Source organism: Streptomyces sp. NBC_01465 (assembly GCF_036227325.1).
GTDB lineage: Bacteria > Actinomycetota > Actinomycetes > Streptomycetales > Streptomycetaceae > Streptomyces.
Genome location: NZ_CP109467.1, coordinates 4,133,605 through 4,152,494, shown reverse-complemented (window position 1 = coordinate 4,152,494; position 18,890 = coordinate 4,133,605). Strand labels below are relative to the sequence as shown.

General features: G+C 66.8%; 16 protein-coding genes and 1 tRNA gene. 9 read left to right on the top strand and 8 right to left on the bottom strand.

Annotation, left to right across the window (positions count from 1 at the left end):
* Positions 1 to 162: 162 nt before the first annotated feature.
* From OG707_RS19575 to rpmH, 8 genes are all read right to left on the bottom strand, one after another.
* Positions 163 to 1,269: a ParB/RepB/Spo0J family partition protein gene (locus tag OG707_RS19575; protein WP_329120032.1), complete on the bottom strand. Its 1,107-nt coding sequence runs from the start codon at positions 1,267 to 1,269 to the stop codon at positions 163 to 165.
* Positions 1,266 to 2,342, bottom strand: coding sequence for a ParA family protein (locus OG707_RS19570; RefSeq protein ID WP_329127878.1), 1,077 nt, complete (start codon positions 2,340 to 2,342; stop codon positions 1,266 to 1,268). The genes OG707_RS19575 and OG707_RS19570 overlap by 4 nt, the downstream gene beginning before the upstream one ends.
* Before the next feature lie 269 nt (positions 2,343 to 2,611).
* Complete coding sequence (gene rsmG / locus OG707_RS19565) at positions 2,612 to 3,328, bottom strand: 16S rRNA (guanine(527)-N(7))-methyltransferase RsmG (protein ID WP_329120030.1); 717 nt, start codon at positions 3,326 to 3,328, stop codon at positions 2,612 to 2,614.
* A gap of 114 nt (positions 3,329 to 3,442) precedes the next feature.
* A complete protein-coding gene (locus OG707_RS19560; protein WP_329120028.1) occupies positions 3,443 to 3,958 on the bottom strand; it encodes a Jag family protein in 516 nt (171 codons plus the stop codon).
* A 15-nt stretch (positions 3,959 to 3,973) separates the two neighbouring features.
* Positions 3,974 to 5,272, bottom strand: a complete 1,299-nt coding sequence (gene yidC / locus OG707_RS19555) for a membrane protein insertase YidC (protein WP_329120026.1) — start codon at positions 5,270 to 5,272, stop codon at positions 3,974 to 3,976.
* Between the two features lie 3 nt (positions 5,273 to 5,275).
* Positions 5,276 to 5,605, bottom strand: a complete 330-nt coding sequence (gene yidD, locus OG707_RS19550) for a membrane protein insertion efficiency factor YidD (protein WP_329120024.1) — start codon at positions 5,603 to 5,605, stop codon at positions 5,276 to 5,278.
* Entirely contained in the window at positions 5,602 to 5,970 is a 369-nt protein-coding gene (rnpA, locus tag OG707_RS19545) for a ribonuclease P protein component (protein WP_329120022.1), read from the bottom strand. Before rnpA ends, yidD begins: the two co-directional genes overlap by 4 nt.
* Positions 5,971 to 5,988: 18 nt before the next feature.
* A complete protein-coding gene (gene rpmH / locus OG707_RS19540; RefSeq protein ID WP_003967884.1) occupies positions 5,989 to 6,126 on the bottom strand; it encodes a 50S ribosomal protein L34 in 138 nt (45 codons plus the stop codon).
* A gap of 347 nt (positions 6,127 to 6,473) precedes the next feature.
* On the opposite strand from rpmH, the gene dnaA reads away from it, so the two are divergent.
* From dnaA to OG707_RS19495, 9 genes are all read left to right on the top strand, one after another.
* The gene (gene dnaA / locus OG707_RS19535; RefSeq protein WP_329120020.1) at positions 6,474 to 8,291 is read left to right on the top strand and encodes a chromosomal replication initiator protein DnaA; all 1,818 of its coding nucleotides are present in this window, start codon (positions 6,474 to 6,476) and stop codon (positions 8,289 to 8,291) included.
* 826 nt (positions 8,292 to 9,117) lie between these two features.
* Positions 9,118 to 10,248, top strand: coding sequence for a DNA polymerase III subunit beta (gene dnaN / locus OG707_RS19530; protein WP_329120018.1), 1,131 nt, complete (start codon positions 9,118 to 9,120; stop codon positions 10,246 to 10,248).
* 79 nt (positions 10,249 to 10,327) lie between these two features.
* Positions 10,328 to 11,206 carry a phosphogluconate dehydrogenase (NAD(+)-dependent, decarboxylating) gene (gnd, locus tag OG707_RS19525; RefSeq protein ID WP_329120016.1) on the top strand — a complete coding sequence of 293 codons (879 nt, stop codon included), beginning with the start codon at positions 10,328 to 10,330 and terminating at the stop codon, positions 11,204 to 11,206.
* Positions 11,207 to 11,239: 33 nt separating this feature from the next.
* Positions 11,240 to 12,370, top strand: coding sequence for a DNA replication/repair protein RecF (gene recF, locus OG707_RS19520; RefSeq protein WP_329120014.1), 1,131 nt, complete (start codon positions 11,240 to 11,242; stop codon positions 12,368 to 12,370).
* A complete protein-coding gene (locus OG707_RS19515) occupies positions 12,367 to 12,915 on the top strand; it encodes a DUF721 domain-containing protein (RefSeq protein WP_329120012.1) in 549 nt (182 codons plus the stop codon). The genes recF and OG707_RS19515 overlap by 4 nt, the downstream gene beginning before the upstream one ends.
* Before the next feature lie 408 nt (positions 12,916 to 13,323).
* Entirely contained in the window at positions 13,324 to 15,384 is a 2,061-nt protein-coding gene (gyrB, locus tag OG707_RS19510; RefSeq protein ID WP_329120010.1) for a DNA topoisomerase (ATP-hydrolyzing) subunit B, read from the top strand.
* A 42-nt stretch (positions 15,385 to 15,426) separates the two neighbouring features.
* Positions 15,427 to 18,036 (top strand): DNA gyrase subunit A, encoded by a 2,610-nt coding sequence (gyrA, locus tag OG707_RS19505; protein ID WP_329120008.1) that lies wholly within the window; start codon positions 15,427 to 15,429, stop codon positions 18,034 to 18,036.
* Between the two features lie 93 nt (positions 18,037 to 18,129).
* Positions 18,130 to 18,705: a DUF3566 domain-containing protein gene (locus tag OG707_RS19500; protein ID WP_329120006.1), complete on the top strand. Its 576-nt coding sequence runs from the start codon at positions 18,130 to 18,132 to the stop codon at positions 18,703 to 18,705.
* A 59-nt stretch (positions 18,706 to 18,764) separates the two neighbouring features.
* Positions 18,765 to 18,838, top strand: a tRNA-Ile gene (locus OG707_RS19495).
* The last annotated feature ends 52 nt before the right edge of the window (positions 18,839 to 18,890 follow it).

Genomic DNA, 18,890 nt, shown 5'->3' with positions numbered 1-18,890 from the left:
ACTGCATGGGCCCCGCCCTCCCTCCGAGGTGGATCAAGGTGGATGCGCCATACCCAACGCATCGTATCCATCCCGCCATCGCACGCATACCGTCAGAAAGCAAAGGGCGGGTCGTGTCCGGTACGTACCGGACACGACCCGCCCCTGCAGTGGTACGCGGGCTCAGCCCTCGTCGTCCTCCGCAGCAGCCTCCTCGGCCGGAGCCTTGTCGAAGACGCGGCCCTCACCCGGAGCCAGAGAGCCGAGAATGCGGTCCAGATCCTCCATCGAGGCGAACTCGACGACGATCTTCCCCTTCTTCTGCCCCAGGTCGACCTTCACCCTCGTCTCGAAACGATCCGAGAGACGCGAGGCAAGATCGGAGAGCGCAGGCGACAGCCGAGTACCGGCACGCGGCCCCTTCGCCTTGGCCGAGCTCTGCGGGCGCGACCCCATCAGCGTCACGATCTCCTCGACCGCACGCACCGAAAGGCCCTCGGCCACGATGCGGTGCGCCAGGCGGTCCTGCTCCTCGGAGTCGTCCACCGAGAGCAGCGCCCGCGCATGCCCGGCGGAGAGTACCCCGGCGGCGACCCTGCGCTGGACCGGAGCGGAGAGCCTCAGCAGGCGCAGCGTGTTGGAGACCTGCGGCCGCGAGCGGCCGATCCGGTCGGCCAGCTGGTCGTGCGTGCAGTTGAAGTCCTTCAGCAACTGGTCGTACGCCGCAGCCTCTTCGAGAGGGTTCAGCTGAGCACGGTGAAGGTTCTCCAGCAGCGCGTCGAGGAGGAGCTTCTCGTCGTCGGTGTCCCGGACAATCGCCGGAATCCGCTCCAGACCCGCCTCACGGCAGGCGCGCCAGCGCCTCTCGCCCATGATGAGCTCGAAACGCTCGCTCCCCAGCTGCCGCACGACGACGGGCTGGAGAAGCCCCACCTCCTTGATAGAGGTGATCAGTTCGGCGAGGGCGTCCTCGTCGAACACCTCACGCGGCTGCCGAGGGTTGGGGGTGATCGCGTCCAGCGGCAGCTCGGCGAAGTACGCCCCTGCCGACTGCGGCGCTTCCGCGACAGCGTCCGGCGACGGTTCCTGCGGGGGCACTGTTTCACGTGAAACGGTGCTCGCGGGCAGCGTGGTCACCTTCGCGGCGGCCACACCACGCTCGGCGGTCAGTACCGGCACTGCCCCGGGGGAGACCGAAGCCCCACCGACAGACGACCCCGGCTTCTCCTGGGGGGCGGCGGGGATCAGCGCACCGAGCCCCCGTCCCAGCCCTCTACGTCGCTCGCTCACTGGATCCCCTCCGACATGCTCTGCTGGCTGTTCTGACTGCCGGTGTGCGCGTGCTGGGCGTCGTACTGCACTCCGACCCCCCGCAACGCGATCTCACGGGCCGCTTCAAGGTACGACAGCGAACCGCTGGAACCCGGATCGTAAGTGAGCACCGTCTGCCCGTAGCTGGGGGCCTCCGAGATACGTACGGAGCGCGGAATGCTCGTCCGGAGCACCTCACGGCCGAAATGGCTGCGCACTTCGTCGGCCACCTGGGAGGCGAGGCGGGTTCTGCCGTCGTACATGGTGAGCAGGATCGTCGACACATGCAGATCGGGGTTGAGATGCCCCCGCACAAGGTCGACGTTCCGCAGCAGCTGACCCAGTCCTTCCAGCGCGTAGTACTCGCACTGGATGGGGATCAGCACCTCGGCACCGGCGACCATCGCGTTGACCGTCAACAAGCCCAGTGAGGGCGGGCAGTCGATCAGGATGTAGTCCAGCGGCTGCTCGTACGCCTGGATCGCCCTCTGTAGGCGGCTCTCTCGGGCCACCAGAGAAACCAGCTCGATCTCGGCACCGGCCAGATCGATCGTGGCCGGCGCACAGAAGAGACCTTCGATGTCCGGCACCGGCTGTACGACCTCGGAGAGCGGCCTGCTCTCCACCAGCACGTCGTAGATCGAGGGGACTTCGGAATGATGGTCGATCCCCAGCGCCGTGGAGGCGTTTCCCTGTGGATCAAGGTCAATCACCAGAACGCGTGCGCCGTGCAGCGCAAGCGAAGCGGCAAGGTTGACCGTCGTCGTGGTCTTACCGACCCCGCCCTTCTGGTTCGCGACCACCATCACACGTGTCTGCTCCGGCCGTGGCAGACCTTCGCCGGCACGGCCAAGAGCTTCCACTGCCAGTTGGGCAGCACGACCAATGGGGGTGTCGTCCATCGGGGGCGGTGTTTCACGTGAAACATCCTCCCCCGCCGACTCGGTACGGGGACCGGGGACCGGATCGGTCATCGGTCCCGCGATGTTGGCGTCGGACCGCAAGGATTCACTCTCCTCGACTTCAGGCTCGCAATGCACAGAGCCTGTCATGCTTTCGGGGTTGTGAACCAGCGAGGCATGTTCTTCTGTGGATGAATCCACCTTTGTGGACAACCCCGTGGCCCCCAGGGGCTTCCGGTCACGCGGCGAGGATGCCGCACGACCGCGACTGATGATCCCATGCAGCAGAGAGCGACGTTTCACGTGAAACACGATGCCTGGGGTGTCACCCCAGACCGCTCCGACACTCCGGCATGCGTACGTTTGGAAGCTTGTATGGAGCACCGTCGGTAGACAACGCCGATCAGGAAACCGACCAATCAGCGGCGCCGGCGCGAGCGGCTCACCCGCGCCGCCTTGGCCCTCTTCGCTGCGAAGCGCACACCACCGGGGCTCTCCCCGACCACGACGCGCACGACGGTGGACATGGGATCGACCACTCCCTCGCCGACCTGCAGCACCTCGGTCTCCACCACTCCCAGCTTGCTGAGCGCGGCCCGGGCCCCCTGAATCTCTTCTTCCGCAGTGTCACCCTTGAGGGCCAGCATTTCGCCGTACGGGCGGAGCAGCGGCACTCCCCATCCAGCCAACCGGTCCAGTGGAGCCACCGCTCGCGCGGTGACCACATGCACCGGCGGCAGCTTGCCCAGCACTTCCTCGGCCCGGCCGCGAACCACTGTCACATGATCCAGCCCCAGCAGCTCGACCACTTCCTGAAGGAAATTGGTACGCCGCAGCAACGGCTCGAGCAGCGTGATCTTGAGATCCCGGCGAACCAGCGCCAGCGGGATACCCGGCAGACCGGCCCCGGATCCGACGTCGCAGACCGTGACGCCCTCTGGAACAACCTCGGAGAGCACCGCGCAGTTCAGCAGATGCCGTTCCCACAGCCGTGGGACTTCGCGCGGGCCGATCAGGCCGCGCTTCACTCCCGCGTCGGCCAGGAGCTCGGCGTACCGGACAGCCTCCGGGTAGAACTCACCGAATACCGCGTGCGCCTCTTCGGGCGCCTGGGGGAGCTCTGCTTCCTCCGTCACGGGGTGACCGTCCTTCCGTACTGCACTAGCGCACTGGGGGGGGGGCTGACTATCAGGCTGACAAAGATCGGCCCCGCCTGCGAACAGACGGGGCCGACAGAACGAATGAGCCGGTCAGGCCGGCAGGACGACGACGAAGCGCTGGGGCTCCTCGCCCTCCGACTCGCTGCGCAGACCCGCGGCCGCGACCGCGTCGTGCACGACCTTGCGCTCGAAGGGGGTCATCGGCTGGAGCTTCACCGGCTCGCCGGAGTTCTTGACCTCGTCAGCGGCCTTGGCCCCCAGCTCGGCAAGCTCCTCGCGCTTCTTGGCCCGGAAGCCTGCGATGTCCAGCATCAGACGGCTACGGTCCCCGGTCTCCCGGTGAACGGCGAGCCGGGTGAGCTCCTGAAGAGCCTCCAGCACCTCACCGTCACGGCCCACGAGCTTCTGCAGATCGCGGCTTTTCGCATCGCTGATGATGGATACCGCAGCCCGGTCGGCCTCGACGTCCATGTCGATGTCACCGTCGAGGTCTGCGATGTCGAGCAGACCCTCGAGGTAGTCGGCCGCGATCTCGCCTTCCTGCTCCAGGCGGGACAGCGTGTCGACGCCTTCGGCGGGGGCGGAGGTAGTGGTGCCTTCCGTCACGGGAGGGGCTCCTTCTTACTTCTTGGACGGGTGCTTGGGCCGCTGCTGGCCCTTGCGCTGCCCGGGCTTGGCTTGGCGTGAGTTACCGGAGGCCTTGGCCCGCTGCTGCTGCGTGGGCTTGGCGTCCTGCGGCTCGTCCTTCTTCTCCAGCGAGGTCTTCTCCGCGGAGTCGGAAGCATCGACAGCCGCCTCAGACGTCTTGGCAGTGCCCGGCTGGGTCCCACCCGTCTGACGCTGGGACTTGGACTGGCGCTTGGGCTGCTGGCGCTTGGGGGCGGCATCCGCGAGGCTGACGCCCTCGGCCTCCGCAGCAACCGCTGCGTCGCTCTTCTCGACCGTGCCGTCCGCCAGGGCGACCAGCCCGGCCTTGCTCAGCGTCGTGATGAACTTGCGCTCGGCATCGTTGCGGTCCTTCGTCTCCTTGGAGGCGACGCCCTTGACGATGATGCGCTCGTGGCGCGTACGCGCCTTGCCGTGCGTGACGAGGTGCTTCTGCATCCGCTCCAGGAGCCCGGACTGCGCGGCACTGCCCGGAGTCGGGTTGCGGTGGATCACGAACATCTGCTGGCCCATGGTCCACACGTTGGTGGTCAGCCAGTAGACGAGGACACCGACGGGGAAGTTGATACCCATGACGGCGAACATGACCGGGAAGACGTACATCAGCATCTTCTGCTGCTGCATGAACGGCGTCTTGACCGTCATGTCGACGTTCTTCGTCATCAGCTGGCGCTGCGTGTAGAACTGCGACCCCGACATCATCACGATCATGATCGCGGTGACGATGCGCACATCGGTCAGAGAGGCGTTCATCTTCGCGACGTCGGCCGCGCTGTCCATGAACTTCGCAGCCAGCGGGGCACCGAAGATGTGGGCCTTCTGGGCACTCTCCAGCAGCGGCTGGTTGATGACACCGATCGTCTTGCCAGACGCGATGGCAGAGAGCACGTGGTACAGGGCGAAGAAGAACGGCGACTGCGCCAGGATGGGAAGGCACGAGGAGAGCGGGTTGGTACCCGTCTCCTTGTACAGCTTCATCATCTCTTCGGACTGACGCTGCTTGTCGTTCTTGTAGCGCTCCTGGATCACCTTCATCTTCGGCTGGAGCGCCTGCATGCCACGGGTCGACTTGATCTGCTTCACGAAGAGCGGGATCAGGCAGATCCGGATCAGGACCACCAGGGACACGATGGAAAGGCCCCAGGCCCATCCGGTGTCCGGACCGAAGATCCATCCGTAGAACGAATGGAACTGGACGATGACCCAGGAAACAGGCCAGGTGATAAAGCTGAACCAGCCGGCAATCGTGTCCACTAATCAGGCTCCTTGAGCATTGGGCGAGGTCTCTGCGGCCGGGCCGGTCTCCTGACCGGAGCGCCCGCCCTTGCTTGTCCGCCACGCATTGCGCAGCGCTTCGTGCCAACGCGGACGTTTACGCGGTGGGACATGGTCCACGCCGCCCGGCGACCACGGATTGCAACGCAGGATGCGCCAGGCGGTGAGCGCCGTACCCTTCACCGCGCCGTGCCGGTCGATAGCCGTATATCCATAGTGGGAACACGACGGGTAGTACCGGCAGACGGGCCCCAGCAGGGGGCTGATCGTCCACTGGTACAGCTTGATGAGAGCCAGCAGCGGGTACTTCATCGCGCGCCCCCTCCCAGCAACCGCTGAAAGGCGGCATCCAGGTCTCGGGCCAGCTGTGCATGGTCGGCGTCACCCGCTCCGGGCAGCGCCCGTACGACCACCAGGCTACCGGGGGGCAGCTGGGGCAGCCGGTCACGCATCAGATGGCGAAGCTTTCGCTTCACCGCGTTGCGAACGACCGCTCCGCCCACTGCCTTGCTCACGACGAAACCCGCACGCGTCGGGGGAGTGATCTCCCCAGGCACATGCGGGTCCGTTGCGCTACGCAGATGGACGACGAGAAGCGGGCGGCCTGCCCGGCGACCCCGTCGTACCGCGGTCGCGAAGTCCTCGCGCCGCCTCAGCCGATTCTCGGTAGGCAGCACGTCATGACCTGTACGAGATCAGGCGGACAGGCTGCTGCGGCCCTTGCCACGGCGGTTGGCCAGGATGGCACGGCCGGCGCGGGTACGCATCCGCAGGCGGAAGCCGTGGGTCTTGGCGCGACGGCGGTTGTTCGGCTGGAAGGTGCGCTTGCTCACTCGGGGGCTCCAGAAATGAATCGGTGGTGGCGGGACATCGCCTGGCTGTCACCGTGCGCCCACGAGGAACTCGTATACGCCCGTGTGCACCGCTACACGATCAACAAGATCGCGATCTTTGCCCATCGGAGGCAGGCGGCAGCAGCCATCGACAACTCGACCTGGTTACGGTACGCGCGGCTACGCCATCCGGTCAAACCAGACCCTCGCCGGGGTCCACTGTCCCCAGCCTGTGGACAACAACTTGAACGTCATCAGCCGCCGCGACTACCGTGGCTGAACTTGCCTGCCTTCACACCCCGTCCCGAGAACCACACATTCGTGGGACCTTCGAGAGAGCGTGCCCTGTGGCTGACGTACCTGCCGATCTTGCCGCAGTGTGGCCACGCGTGCTCGAGCATCTCCTCGGCGAGGGCCAGCAAAACATCGCGCCGAAGGACAAGCAGTGGATCGAACGGTGCCAGCCGCTTGTTCTGATCAACAACACCGCTCTCCTCGCCGTCCCGAATGAATACGGGAAGCAGGTTCTCGAGGGCCGGCTCGCCCCGCTCATCAACGAGATGCTGACGCTCGAGTGCGGCCGCCCGACCCGGATCGCGATCACCGTCGACGACACGATCGGCGACCCCGCTCCGCCCGTACAGCAGCACTACCCGTCACCCCCGCAGCTCGACGAGCCGCGCCACATCGACACCTACGAGGACTACGGGCGCAGGCCCGCCGACGACGGAATGCCGACGGCACGGCCCGCCTACCCGGACTACCAGCAGCAGCGCCCCGACCCCGGCGCCTGGCCGCGCACCCAGGAGGATCTCTCCTGGCAGCAGCAGCGCCTCGGCGGGTTCCAGGACCGCGAGCCCTCGCAGGAACAGTGGCGCGAGCCGTACGCGCCCCCCAGGCAGCACCCGTCGCAGCAGCCCCAGCACGACTACCGGCAGCAGCCAGAGCGACAGCAGTACGAACAGCAGCAGCCGGAGCACCGCGGTCCCGGGAGCCACCGTGACCACCGCGACGACCAGGAGCATCAGGGCCCGCGCCACGGCGGCGGTCCCGGCTCCCCGATGCCGTCCGGTGGCGGACGGCCGGGTCCGCTGGCAGCGCAGCCCGCGCCCGCCGCGGGACCCGGCGAGCCGCATGCCAGGCTCAATCCGAAGTACCTCTTCGACACCTTCGTCATCGGCGCGTCCAACCGCTTCGCGCACGCCGCCGCGGTGGCCGTCGCCGAGGCGCCGGCGAAGGCGTACAACCCTCTCTTCATCTACGGGGAGTCGGGGCTCGGCAAGACCCACCTGCTGCATGCCATCGGGCACTACGCGCGCAGCCTCTACCCGGGCACCCGGGTGCGCTACGTGAGCTCCGAGGAGTTCACCAACGAGTTCATCAACTCCATCCGCGACGGCAAGGGCGACACCTTCCGCAAGCGCTACCGCGACGTGGACATCCTGCTCGTCGACGACATCCAGTTCCTCGCGAGCAAGGAGTCGACGCAGGAGGAGTTCTTCCACACCTTCAATACGCTGCACAACGCCAACAAGCAGATCGTGCTCTCCTCCGACCGGCCGCCCAAGCAGCTGGTGACGCTGGAGGACCGGCTGCGCAACCGCTTCGAGTGGGGTCTGACGACCGACGTACAGCCGCCGGAGCTGGAGACGCGGATCGCGATCCTTCGTAAGAAGGCCGTGCAGGAACAGCTCAACGCCCCGCCGGAGGTACTGGAGTTCATCGCCTCCCGCATCTCGCGCAACATCCGCGAGCTGGAGGGGGCGCTGATCCGGGTGACGGCGTTCGCGTCGCTCAACCGGCAGCCGGTGGATCTCGGTCTCACCGAGATCGTGCTGAAGGACCTGATCCCCGGTGGCGAGGACTCGGCGCCCGAGATCACCGCGAGCGCCATCATGGCGGCCACGGCCGACTACTTCGGGCTGACGGTGGAGGACCTCTGCGGATCCTCGCGCAGCCGCGTGCTGGTGACGGCCCGGCAGATCGCGATGTACCTCTGCCGTGAGCTCACGGATCTGTCACTGCCCAAGATCGGGGCGCAGTTCGGCGGTCGCGACCATACGACCGTGATGCACGCGGACCGGAAGATCAGGGCGCTGATGGCCGAGCGCCGGTCCATCTACAACCAGGTCACCGAGCTCACCAACCGCATCAAGAACGGCTGACACAGCAGCTTTCAGGGGGCCGTACGGGCTCTCGAAGGGCGCCCGGGGACGAACTCCCCGGGCGCCCTTCGGCGTTCCGGGACCCACCTCTGTTCGAATACGCGGACGCGCGAGAGTGTTCTCCACAGATCTTGGGGCTGGACGTCGTCCACACCCTGGGGACTACCGAGTTGTCCAGATTGTGTCCACAGGGGCGGTTGCTGAGACTTCATCACACCTGGTCAGAGGCCTGTGGATTTGTGGTCAACCGAACTCCACAGACTGTGGACAGAAATTTCATCCACAGGGGCGTGGACGAGTTGTCCACCGACGGCCCACAGGCTGAGCTGTCTTGTCCCCAACTTCTCCACACCCTTGTCCACTGTTCGGCAACGAAACGCCCGAGGTCACTGGGTCGAGTGAAAGCCGTCACACCAAGGAGGTCGGTTGGGCTGTGGGGAACGTGGGTAAAGCTGGGGACAGCGCTGGGGAGAAGTACCCCTGTCCTGTGCATCGGGTGTGCAGAACTTTTCGATGTCCACAGAACAGCTGGGTTTTCCACCGGCTCCGCCCACAGGCGCAGTGGACAAAAAAGTAGGTCTGACCTGCGAAAACGAGGTTTTCCACCGTTTCCACAGGCCCTACTACTACTACCCCCTAGAGTTAGCTGGAATTTCGCTTCGAAGTGGGGCCTGTGCACAACTCGGCGCCGGAGCCTCCCTGGCCTCTTGTCGCGACTTGACCCCGACTCGCACCGAGTGTCGGTGGCGGCTGTCAGACTGTTCCCCGGCAACAAGCCGACGACGAGGCCAGCAGGGCGAGCGAGCAACAGCAGGAGGCGGTTCCGGTGAAGATCCGGGTGGAGCGCGATGTACTCGCCGAGGCGGTGGCCTGGACGGCACGCAGCCTCCCGGCACGTCCGCCGGTGCCCGTTCTCGCGGGCCTTCTGCTGAAGGCGGAGGAGGGCTCCCTCAGCCTCTCCGGCTTCGACTACGAGGTCTCGGCACGGGTATCGGTCGACGCAGAGATCGAGGAGGACGGCACGGTCCTGGTTTCGGGGCGGCTGCTCGCCGACATCTGCCGTGCACTTCCGAACCGTCCGGTGGAGATTTCCACAGACGGTGTACGGGCGACCGTGGTCTGCGGATCCTCGCGATTCACACTCCACACCCTGCCTGTGGAGGAGTACCCGGCGCTGCCGCAGATGCCGACCGCCACGGGCACTGTTCCTGGTGAGGTCTTCGCGTCCGCCGCCGCCCAGGTGGCGATCGCCGCCGGCCGCGACGACACACTGCCGGTCCTGACCGGTGTGCGTATCGAGATCGAGGGCGACACGGTCACCCTGGCCTCCACCGACCGCTACCGCTTCGCGGTCCGCGAGTTCCTGTGGAAGCCGGAGAACCCGGATGCTTCCGCGGTCGCCCTGGTGCCCGCCAAGACGCTCCTGGACACCGCCAAGTCGCTGACCAGTGGCGACACCGTCACCATTGCGCTCTCGGGCTCCGGTGCGGGTGAGGGCCTGATCGGTTTCGAGGGTGCCGGGCGGCGTACGACCACCCGTCTCCTCGAGGGCGACCTGCCGAAGTACCGGACGCTCTTCCCGACGGAGTTCAATTCGATCGCCGTCATCGAGACCGCTCCGTTCGTCGAGGCCGTCAAGCGTGTGTCCCTGGTGGCCGAGCGGAACACTCCGGTGCGGCTCAGCTTCGAGCAGGGCGTGCTGATCCTCGAAGCCGGTTCCAGCGACGATGCACAGGCTGTGGAGCGGGTCGACTGCAAGCTCGAGGGCGACGACATCTCGATCGCCTTCAACCCGACGTTCCTGCTGGACGGGCTCAGCGCGATCGACTCCCCGGTCGCCCAGCTGTCCTTCACGACATCGACGAAGCCGGCGCTCCTCAGCGGGCGGCCTGCCGTGGATGCCGAGGCGGACGACGCGTACAAGTACCTGATCATGCCGGTACGTCTGAGCGGCTGACCCCGCAGGTGTGTACCCGCGTCCCGGCGTAGGCTCGGACGCGGGTACGAAACGCCACCACGTCACTAAGGATCTTCTGATGGAGCTCGGTCTCGTCGGCCTCGGCAAGATGGGCGGCAACATGCGCGAGCGCATCCGCCGCGCAGGCCACACCGTCATCGGTTACGACCGCAATCCGGACCTCGCGGATGTCAACAGCCTGGGAGAGCTTGTCAGCAAGCTCAAGGGCCCGCGGGTCGTCTGGGTGATGGTCCCGGCAGGTGCCGCGACCCAGTCCACCGTTGACGAACTCGGTGAGCTGCTGGAGCCGGGCGACATCGTCGTCGACGGCGGGAACTCCCGCTGGACGGACGACGAGAAGCACGCCGAGGAGCTCGCGGCCAAGGGCATCGGCTTCGTCGACTGCGGTGTCTCGGGCGGTGTCTGGGGCCTGGAGAACGGCTATGCGCTGATGTACGGCGGTGACGCCGAGAACGTCGCCAAGGTGCAGCCCATCTTCGATGCCCTCAAGCCCGAGGGCGAGTTCGGCTCGGTCCACGCGGGCAAGGTCGGCGCCGGCCACTTCGCCAAGATGGTCCACAACGGCATCGAGTACGCCATGATGCAGGCGTACGCCGAGGGCTGGGAGCTGCTGGAGAAGGTCGACTCCGTCACCGACGTGCGCGAGGTCTTCCGCTCCTGGCAGGAAGGCACCGTCATCCGTTCCTGGCTGCTCGACCTGGCGGTCAACGCGCTGGACGACGACGAGCACCTGGACAAGCTCCGCGGATTCGCCGCCGACTCCGGCGAGGGCCGCTGGACGGTCGAGGCAGCGATCGACAACTCCGTACCGCTTCCCGCGATCACGGCGTCGCTCTTCGCCCGCTTCGCGTCCCGCCAGGACGACTCCCCGCAGATGAAGATGATCGCGGCACTGCGCAACCAGTTCGGCGGCCACGCGGTCGAGAACAAGAAGTAAGCCAGCAAGCAGGGGGAAGGTCGGACCGCACTCATGCACGTCACGCATCTGTCGCTGGCCGACTTCCGCTCGTACGCCCGGGTCGAGGTCCCTCTCGATCCGGGCGTCACTGCGTTCGTGGGCGCCAACGGCCAGGGCAAGACCAATCTGGTCGAGGCGGTCGGTTATCTGGCGACGCTAGGGAGCCACCGGGTCTCCTCCGACGCGCCGCTGGTACGGATGGGTGCCGACCGGGCCGTCATCCGCGCCGCCGTCACGCAGGGCGAGCGCTCGCAGCTGATCGAGCTGGAGCTCAACCCCGGGAAGGCGAACCGGGCGCGTATCAACAGGTCCTCGCAGGTCAGACCGCGTGATGTGCTGGGGATCGTACGGACAGTGCTGTTCGCCCCCGAGGACTTGGCGCTGGTCAAGGGCGATCCGGGTGAGCGCCGCCGGTTTCTGGACGAACTGATCACTGCCCGCTCGCCGCGGATCGCCGGGGTCCGCTCCGATTACGAGCGGGTGCTGAAGCAGCGCAACACCCTGCTGAAATCAGCGGCGATGGCGCGCCGGCACGGCGGCCGCTCGATGGATCTGTCCACGCTCGACGTGTGGGACCAGCACCTGGGGCGCGTGGGTGCGGAACTGTTGGCGCAGCGGCTGGATCTGATCGCGACGCTGCAGCCGATGGCGGACAAGGCGTACGAGCAACTGGCCCCGGGCGGCGGCCCGGTGGCGCTCGAGTACCGCAGTTCGCTGGGCGAGGGGATCGAGGGTGCGCAGACGCGTGAGGAGCTGTACGAGCTGCTGATCGCGGCGCTGGTCGACGCCCGGAAGCAGGAGATCGAGCGCGGTGTGACGCTGGTCGGACCCCACCGGGACGATCTCGTACTCAAGCTCGGGCGGCTGCCTGCCAAGGGGTACGCGAGCCATGGGGAGTCCTGGTCGTATGCGCTGGCGCTCCGGCTGGCTTCGTACGATCTGCTGCGCGCCGAGGGCAACGAACCGGTGCTGGTGCTGGACGACGTCTTCGCCGAACTGGACGCGCGGCGACGGGAGCGGCTGGCCGAGCTCGTGGCGCCGGGTGAGCAGGTGCTGGTGACGGCTGCGGTGGACGACGACGTTCCCGGAGTGCTGGCCGGAGTGCGGTACGGCGTGACGGACGGCGCGGTGGAACGCCTGTGAGCGGGCAGCCGTCCTCCCCCGCCGAGCAGCCCAGGGTTCCTGAGCCTTCCGGGGTCGATCTGGCGCGGGTCGCGCTGCGGGCGGCGAAGGAGCAGGCGAAGGCGCGGGGCGCCGCGGCACAGGAGAAGAAGCAGGCCAAGCGGGGCGGACTGCGGTCGGGGGCACGTGCCGACGGACGGGATCCGTTGACGCTGGGGGCCGCGATCAACCGGTTGATCACCGAGCGCGGGTGGGAGACGCCGGCTGCGGTGGGCGGAGTGATGGGGCGGTGGCCGCAGATCGTCGGGGAGGACCTGGCGAAGCACTGTGTCCCGCTGCGCTACGACGAGGAACCCGATGAGCGGGTCCTGACCGTGCAGTGCGATTCGACGGCGTGGGCGACGCAGCTCCGGCTGCTGGCTCCGCAGCTGGTCGCCCGGCTGAATGCGGATCTGGGGCACGGCACCGTGCGGCTGATCAAGGTGCTGGGGCCGGGCGGACCGCCGCAGCGCTTCGGGCGCCTGCGGGCGCCGGGCAGTACCGGCCCCGGGGACACGTACGGCTGAGAACCCTCCGGCGACGCTGTTTCACGTGAAACAGCGACTCCGTTTCACGTGAAACATGTGCGTCGTCCGGTCTGCGGTGCGGCGCGTGAAACGCGGGGGCTTCCGGTGCGTACCGCTGCCCTGTGTGCGGGCCGTGAAACCGGTGGTGGGCGATGAGGCGTCCCTCACCGTAGCCGGTGGTTGACAGGCCGAAGCGCTGAAAGCCCGCGTGAGCCTCTTGGAGCCCCTTCCCGGATATGGGGAGTCGGGCGGAGGAGGTTCAGGGCGGCACATGTGGACTCAGGTACCGGCAAACCCCCATTCGGGTCGGCGCTACCGGTAGACTGGACAGCAATCCCGTCAGCTTGCGGGACACGTCGACAACACGCTGAACGACGCAGCCGTTCCCGCTTGCCCGGAGACCGGCCTGTGCTGTGCCAGAAAGGGCGCTTCGTGGCCGATTCCGGCAACCCCAACGAGAACCTTCCGTCCACTGCCGGCGAGAACGGCGAGGTCACCGCCTCGTACGACGCCAGCGCGATCACCGTCCTCGAGGGTTTGGACGCTGTTCGCAAGCGACCCGGCATGTACATCGGCTCGACCGGTGAGCGTGGACTCCATCACCTGGTGTACGAGGTAGTCGACAACTCCGTCGACGAGGCCCTGGCAGGGCATGCGGACAAGATTGACGTCACGATCCTTCCCGACGGCGGCGTCCGGGTGATCGACAACGGGCGAGGCATCCCCGTCGGCATCATCCCGTCCGAAGGGAAGCCGGCCGTCGAGGTCGTGCTGACCGTGCTGCACGCGGGCGGCAAGTTCGGCGGCGGCGGCTACGCCGTCTCCGGTGGTCTGCACGGCGTGGGCGTCTCCGTGGTGAACGCGCTGTCCACGAAGGTCGCCGTCGAGATCAGGACCGACGGCCACCGCTGGACGCAGGACTACAAGGCGGGCGTCCCGACCGCGGCACTCGCCCAGCACGAGGCGACCGAGGAGACCGGTACCTCGGTCACCTTCTGGGCCGACGGCGACATCTTCGAGACCACCGAGTACTCCTTCGAGACGCTGTCCCGGCGCTTCCAGGAGATGGCCTTCCTCAACAAGGGCCTGACCCTGACGCTGACCGACGAGCGCGAATCCGCGAAGGCGACAGTCGGCGCCGACACCGCGGACGAGTCGGACGACGAGCAGGCTCGTACGGTGAAGTACCACTACGAGGGCGGCATCGTCGACTTCGTGAAGTACCTCAACTCCCGCAAGGGCGAGATGATCCACCCGACGGTCATCGACATCGAGGCCGAGGACAAGGAGCGTCTCCTCTCGGCCGAGATCGCGATGCAGTGGAACTCGCAGTACAGCGAGAGCGTGTACTCCTTCGCGAACACGATCCACACGCATGAGGGCGGTACGCACGAGGAGGGCTTCAGGGCCGCGATGACGGGCCTGGTCAACCGGTACGCGCGCGACAAGAAGATCCTGCGCGAGAAGGACGACAACCTCTCCGGCGAGGACATCCGCGAGGGTCTGACGGCGATCATCTCCGTCAAGCTGGGCGAGCCGCAGTTCGAGGGCCAGACCAAGACCAAGCTGGGCAACACGGAGGCGAAGACCTTCGTGCAGAAGGTCGTGCACGAGCACCTCACCGACTGGTTCGACCGCAACCCGAACGAGGCCACGGACATCATCCGCAAGGCCATCCAGGCGCAGACGGCCCGCGTGGCCGCCCGCAAGGCGCGCGACCTCACCCGTCGCAAGGGCCTGCTGGAGTCGGCGTCGCTCCCCGGCAAGCTGAGCGACTGCCAGTCGAACGACCCGACGAAGTGCGAGATCTTCATCGTCGAGGGTGACTCCGCCGGTGGTTCGGCGAAGTCCGGCCGTAACCCGATGTACCAGGCCATCCTGCCGATCCGAGGCAAGATCCTGAACGTCGAGAAGGCGCGGATCGACAAGATCCTGCAGAACACCGAGGTCCAGGCGCTGATCTCGGCGTTCGGTACCGGTGTGCACGAGGACTTCGACATCGAGAAGCTCCGCTATCACAAGATCATCCTGATGGCGGACGCCGACGTCGACGGTCAGCACATCAACACCCTGCTGCTGACCTTCCTCTTCCGCTTCATGCGGCCGCTGGTCGAGGCCGGGCACGTGTATCTCTCGCGTCCGCCGCTCTACAAGATCAAGTGGGGCCGGGACGACTTCGAGTACGCCTACTCGGACCGTGAGCGCGACGCGCTCGTCGAGCTCGGCAAGCAGAACGGCAAGCGGATCAGGGAAGACTCGATCCAGCGCTTCAAGGGTCTCGGCGAGATGAACGCCGAGGAGCTGCGCGTCACCACGATGGACGTCGACCACCGCGTCCTCGGCCAGGTCACGCTCGACGATGCGGCCCAGGCCGACGACCTGTTCTCGGTGCTGATGGGTGAAGACGTCGAGGCACGGCGCTCGTTCATCCAGCGCAATGCCAAGGACGTTCGCTTCCTCGACATCTGAGTCGGTCTGTCGCTGACCGCTTCGAAAGGATTTTGACCAGCAATGGCCGACGAGAACACCCCCGCTTCCCCTGACGCGGAAGAACAGCCTGTCCTGCGCATCGAGCCGGTCGGGCTCGAGACGGAGATGCAGCGCTCCTACCTCGACTACGCGATGTCCGTCATCGTGTCGCGTGCGCTGCCGGACGTACGGGACGGGCTGAAGCCCGTGCACCGTCGCGTCCTGTACGCGATGTACGACGGTGGCTACCGGCCCGAGAAGGGCTTCTACAAGTGCGCCCGCGTCGTCGGTGACGTCATGGGTACGTACCACCCGCACGGCGACTCCTCGATCTACGACGCCCTGGTCCGCCTGGCGCAGCACTGGTCGATGCGCATGCCGCTGGTGGACTCCAACGGCAACTTCGGTTCTCCGGGCAACGACCCGGCCGCCGCCATGCGGTACACCGAGTGCAAGATGATGCCGCTGTCCATGGAGATGGTCCGGGACATCGACGAGGAGACCGTCGACTTCCAGGACAACTACGACGGGCGCAACCAGGAGCCGACGGTCCTGCCGGCGCGCTTCCCGAACCTGCTGGTCAACGGTTCGGCGGGTATCGCGGTCGGTATGGCCACCAACATCCCGCCGCACAACCTCCGCGAGGTCGCGGCCGGCGCGCAGTGGTACCTGGAGAACCCGGAGGCCTCGCACGAGGAGCTCCTGGACGCCCTGCTCGAGCGGATCAAGGGCCCGGACTTCCCGACCGGTGCGCTGGTCGTGGGCCGCAAGGGCATCGAGGAGGCGTACCGGACCGGGCGCGGCTCCATCACGATGCGCGCGGTCGTCGCGGTCGAGGAGATCCAGAACCGCCAGTGCCTGGTGGTGACGGAGCTCCCGTACCAGACCAACCCGGACAACCTGGCGCAGAAGATCGCCGACCTGGTGAAGGACGGCAAGGTCGGCGGCATCGCGGACGTCCGTGACGAGACCTCGTCGCGAACGGGCCAGCGCCTGGTCGTCGTGCTGAAGCGCGACGCGGTCGCCAAGGTCGTGCTGAACAACCTCTACAAGCACACCGATCTGCAGTCGAACTTCGGCGCCAACATGCTGGCGCTGGTGGACGGGGTGCCGCGCACCCTGTCGATCGACGCGTTCATCCGCCACTGGGTGACGCACCAGATCGAGGTCATCGTCCGGCGTACGAAGTTCCGTCTGCGCAAGGCGGAGGAGCGCGCCCACATCCTGCGCGGTCTGCTCAAGGCGCTGGACGCGATCGACGAGGTCATCGCGCTGATCCGGCGCAGCAACACGGTCGAGATCGCGCGCGAGGGCCTGATGGGCCTGCTGGAGATCGACGAGATCCAGGCGAACGCGATCCTGGAGATGCAGCTGCGCAGGCTGGCCGCTCTGGAGCACCAGAAGATCACGGCCGAGCACGACGAGCTGCAGGCCAAGATCAACGAGTACAACAAGATCCTTGCCTCGCCGGAGCGCCAGCGCGCGATCGTCAGCGAGGAACTGGCCGCGATCGTCGACAAGTTCGGCGACGACCGGCGCTCGGCGCTGGTGCCCTTCGACGGTGATATGTCCATGGAGGACCTCATCGCCGAAGAGGACATCGTCGTCACCATCACCAACGGCGGCTACGTCAAGCGCACCAAGACCGAGGACTACCGTTCGCAGAAGCGCGGCGGCAAGGGCGTACGCGGGACGAAGCTGAAGCAGGACGACATCGTCGACCACTTCTTCGTCTCCACGACACACCACTGGCTGCTGTTCTTCACGAACAAGGGCCGGGTCTACCGCGCGAAGGCGTACGAGCTTCCCGACGCCGGGCGCGACGCGCGCGGGCAGCACGTGGCCAACCTGCTGGCCTTCCAGCCGGACGAGCAGATCGCCCAGATCCTCGCGATCCGCGACTACAACGCCGCGCCCTATCTGATCCTGGCCACCAAGGGCGGCCTGGTGAAGAAGACCTCCCTGAAGGACTACGACTCGCCCCGTTCGGGTGGTGTCATCGCGATCAATCTGCGGGAGACCGCGGACGGCAGCGACGACGAGCTGATCGGTGCCGAGCTGGTTTCGTCCGAGGACGATCTGCTGCTGGTCAGCAAGAAGGCGCAGTCGATCAGGTTCACCGCAACGGACGATGCGCTGCGTCCCATGGGGCGTGCGACCTCGGGCGTCAAGGGGATGAGTTTCCGCGAGGGAGACGAACTGCTCTCGATGAATGTCGTCCGGCCGGGTACGTTCGTGTTCACCGCCACCGACGGTGGGTACGCGAAGCGCACCCCCGTCGACGAGTACCGCGTCCAGGGTCGCGGTGGCCTCGGTATCAAGGCCGCCAAGATCGTGGAGGACAGGGGTTCGCTCGTCGGCGCGCTGGTGGTCGAGGAGACGGATGAAATCCTCGCCATCACGCTCGGCGGCGGTGTGATTCGTACGCGAGTCAATGAAGTCAGGGAGACGGGCCGTGACACCATGGGCGTCCAACTGATCAACCTGGGCAAGCGCGACGCCGTGGTCGGCATCGCTCGTAACGCCGAGGCCGGCCGCGAGGCCGAAGAGGTCGACGGTCCCGAAGGGGACGAGATCGACACGGCCACGGACGGCGCGGCCGAGGTGGAAGTCGAGGGCACCGAGCCTTCGGCCGGGGAGCACGAGGAGTAGAGCGTGAGTGGAGCCACGGGCGCCGGAGCGGCCGCTTCCGGAGCTGGAGCACATGGTGCCCGTGGCCCTGCCGCGGACTCCCAAGGGGGAACGGTGACGGACACCCGGGGGGCGCAGCCCCAGCCGCAGAGTTTCGAGGCGCAGCAGCAGCCTCCGTACCAGCCTCCGCAGGCCTATCCGGCGCCTGCGGGCGGCGGGGGCACGCACGGCGGTCACGGCGGGCAGCAGCGCGCCGGCGGCGCCCATCAGCAGACCGGTGCGGTGCGCCGGCCGCGTACGGGCGCACGGACCACGCCGCGCACGCGCAAGGCGCGGCTGCGCGTGGCCAAGGCCGATCCGTGGTCGGTGATGAAGGTGAGCTTCCTGCTCTCCATCGCGCTGGGCATCTGCACGGTCGTGGCGGCCGCGGTGCTGTGGATGGTCATGGACGCCATGGGCGTCTTCTCCACGGTGGGCGGCACGATCAGTGAGGCCACCGGATCCACCGAGAGCAGCGGGTTCGATCTCCAGTCGTTCCTGTCGCTTCCGCGGGTGCTGCTCTTCACGTCGGTGATCGCTGTCATCGACGTTGTGCTGGCCACGGCGCTGGCGACGCTCGGGGCCTTCATCTACAACCTGTCGGCAGGGTTCGTGGGCGGCGTTGAGCTCACCCTCGCCGAGGACGAGTAGAGCTGCGGGTATCGATTTTGGGACTGGCCCTGAAGTGCGCTAATCTTCAGGGGCAGCGCGGGGCTATAGCTCAGTTGGTTAGAGCGCATCCCTGATAAGGATGAGGCCACAGGTTCAAATCCTGTTAGCCCCACCGCGATGATCGGCCCGGACGGATTCTCCGTCCGGGCCGATTGCTTTTGTGT

Bases quoted from the DNA above. Each gene is read 5' to 3' on its own strand.
- OG707_RS19570 (WP_329127878.1), bottom strand. From the start codon at position 2,342: ATGACAGGCTCTGTGCATTGCGAGCCTGAAGTCGAGGAGAGTGAATCC.
- yidD (WP_329120024.1), bottom strand. From the start codon at position 5,605: ATGAAGTACCCGCTGCTGGCTCTCATCAAGCTGTACCAGTGGACGATC.
- gnd (WP_329120016.1), top strand. From the start codon at position 10,328: ATGGAGCTCGGTCTCGTCGGCCTCGGCAAGATGGGCGGCAACATGCGC.
- recF (WP_329120014.1), top strand. From the start codon at position 11,240: ATGCACGTCACGCATCTGTCGCTGGCCGACTTCCGCTCGTACGCCCGG.
- gyrA (WP_329120008.1), top strand. From the start codon at position 15,427: ATGGCCGACGAGAACACCCCCGCTTCCCCTGACGCGGAAGAACAGCCT.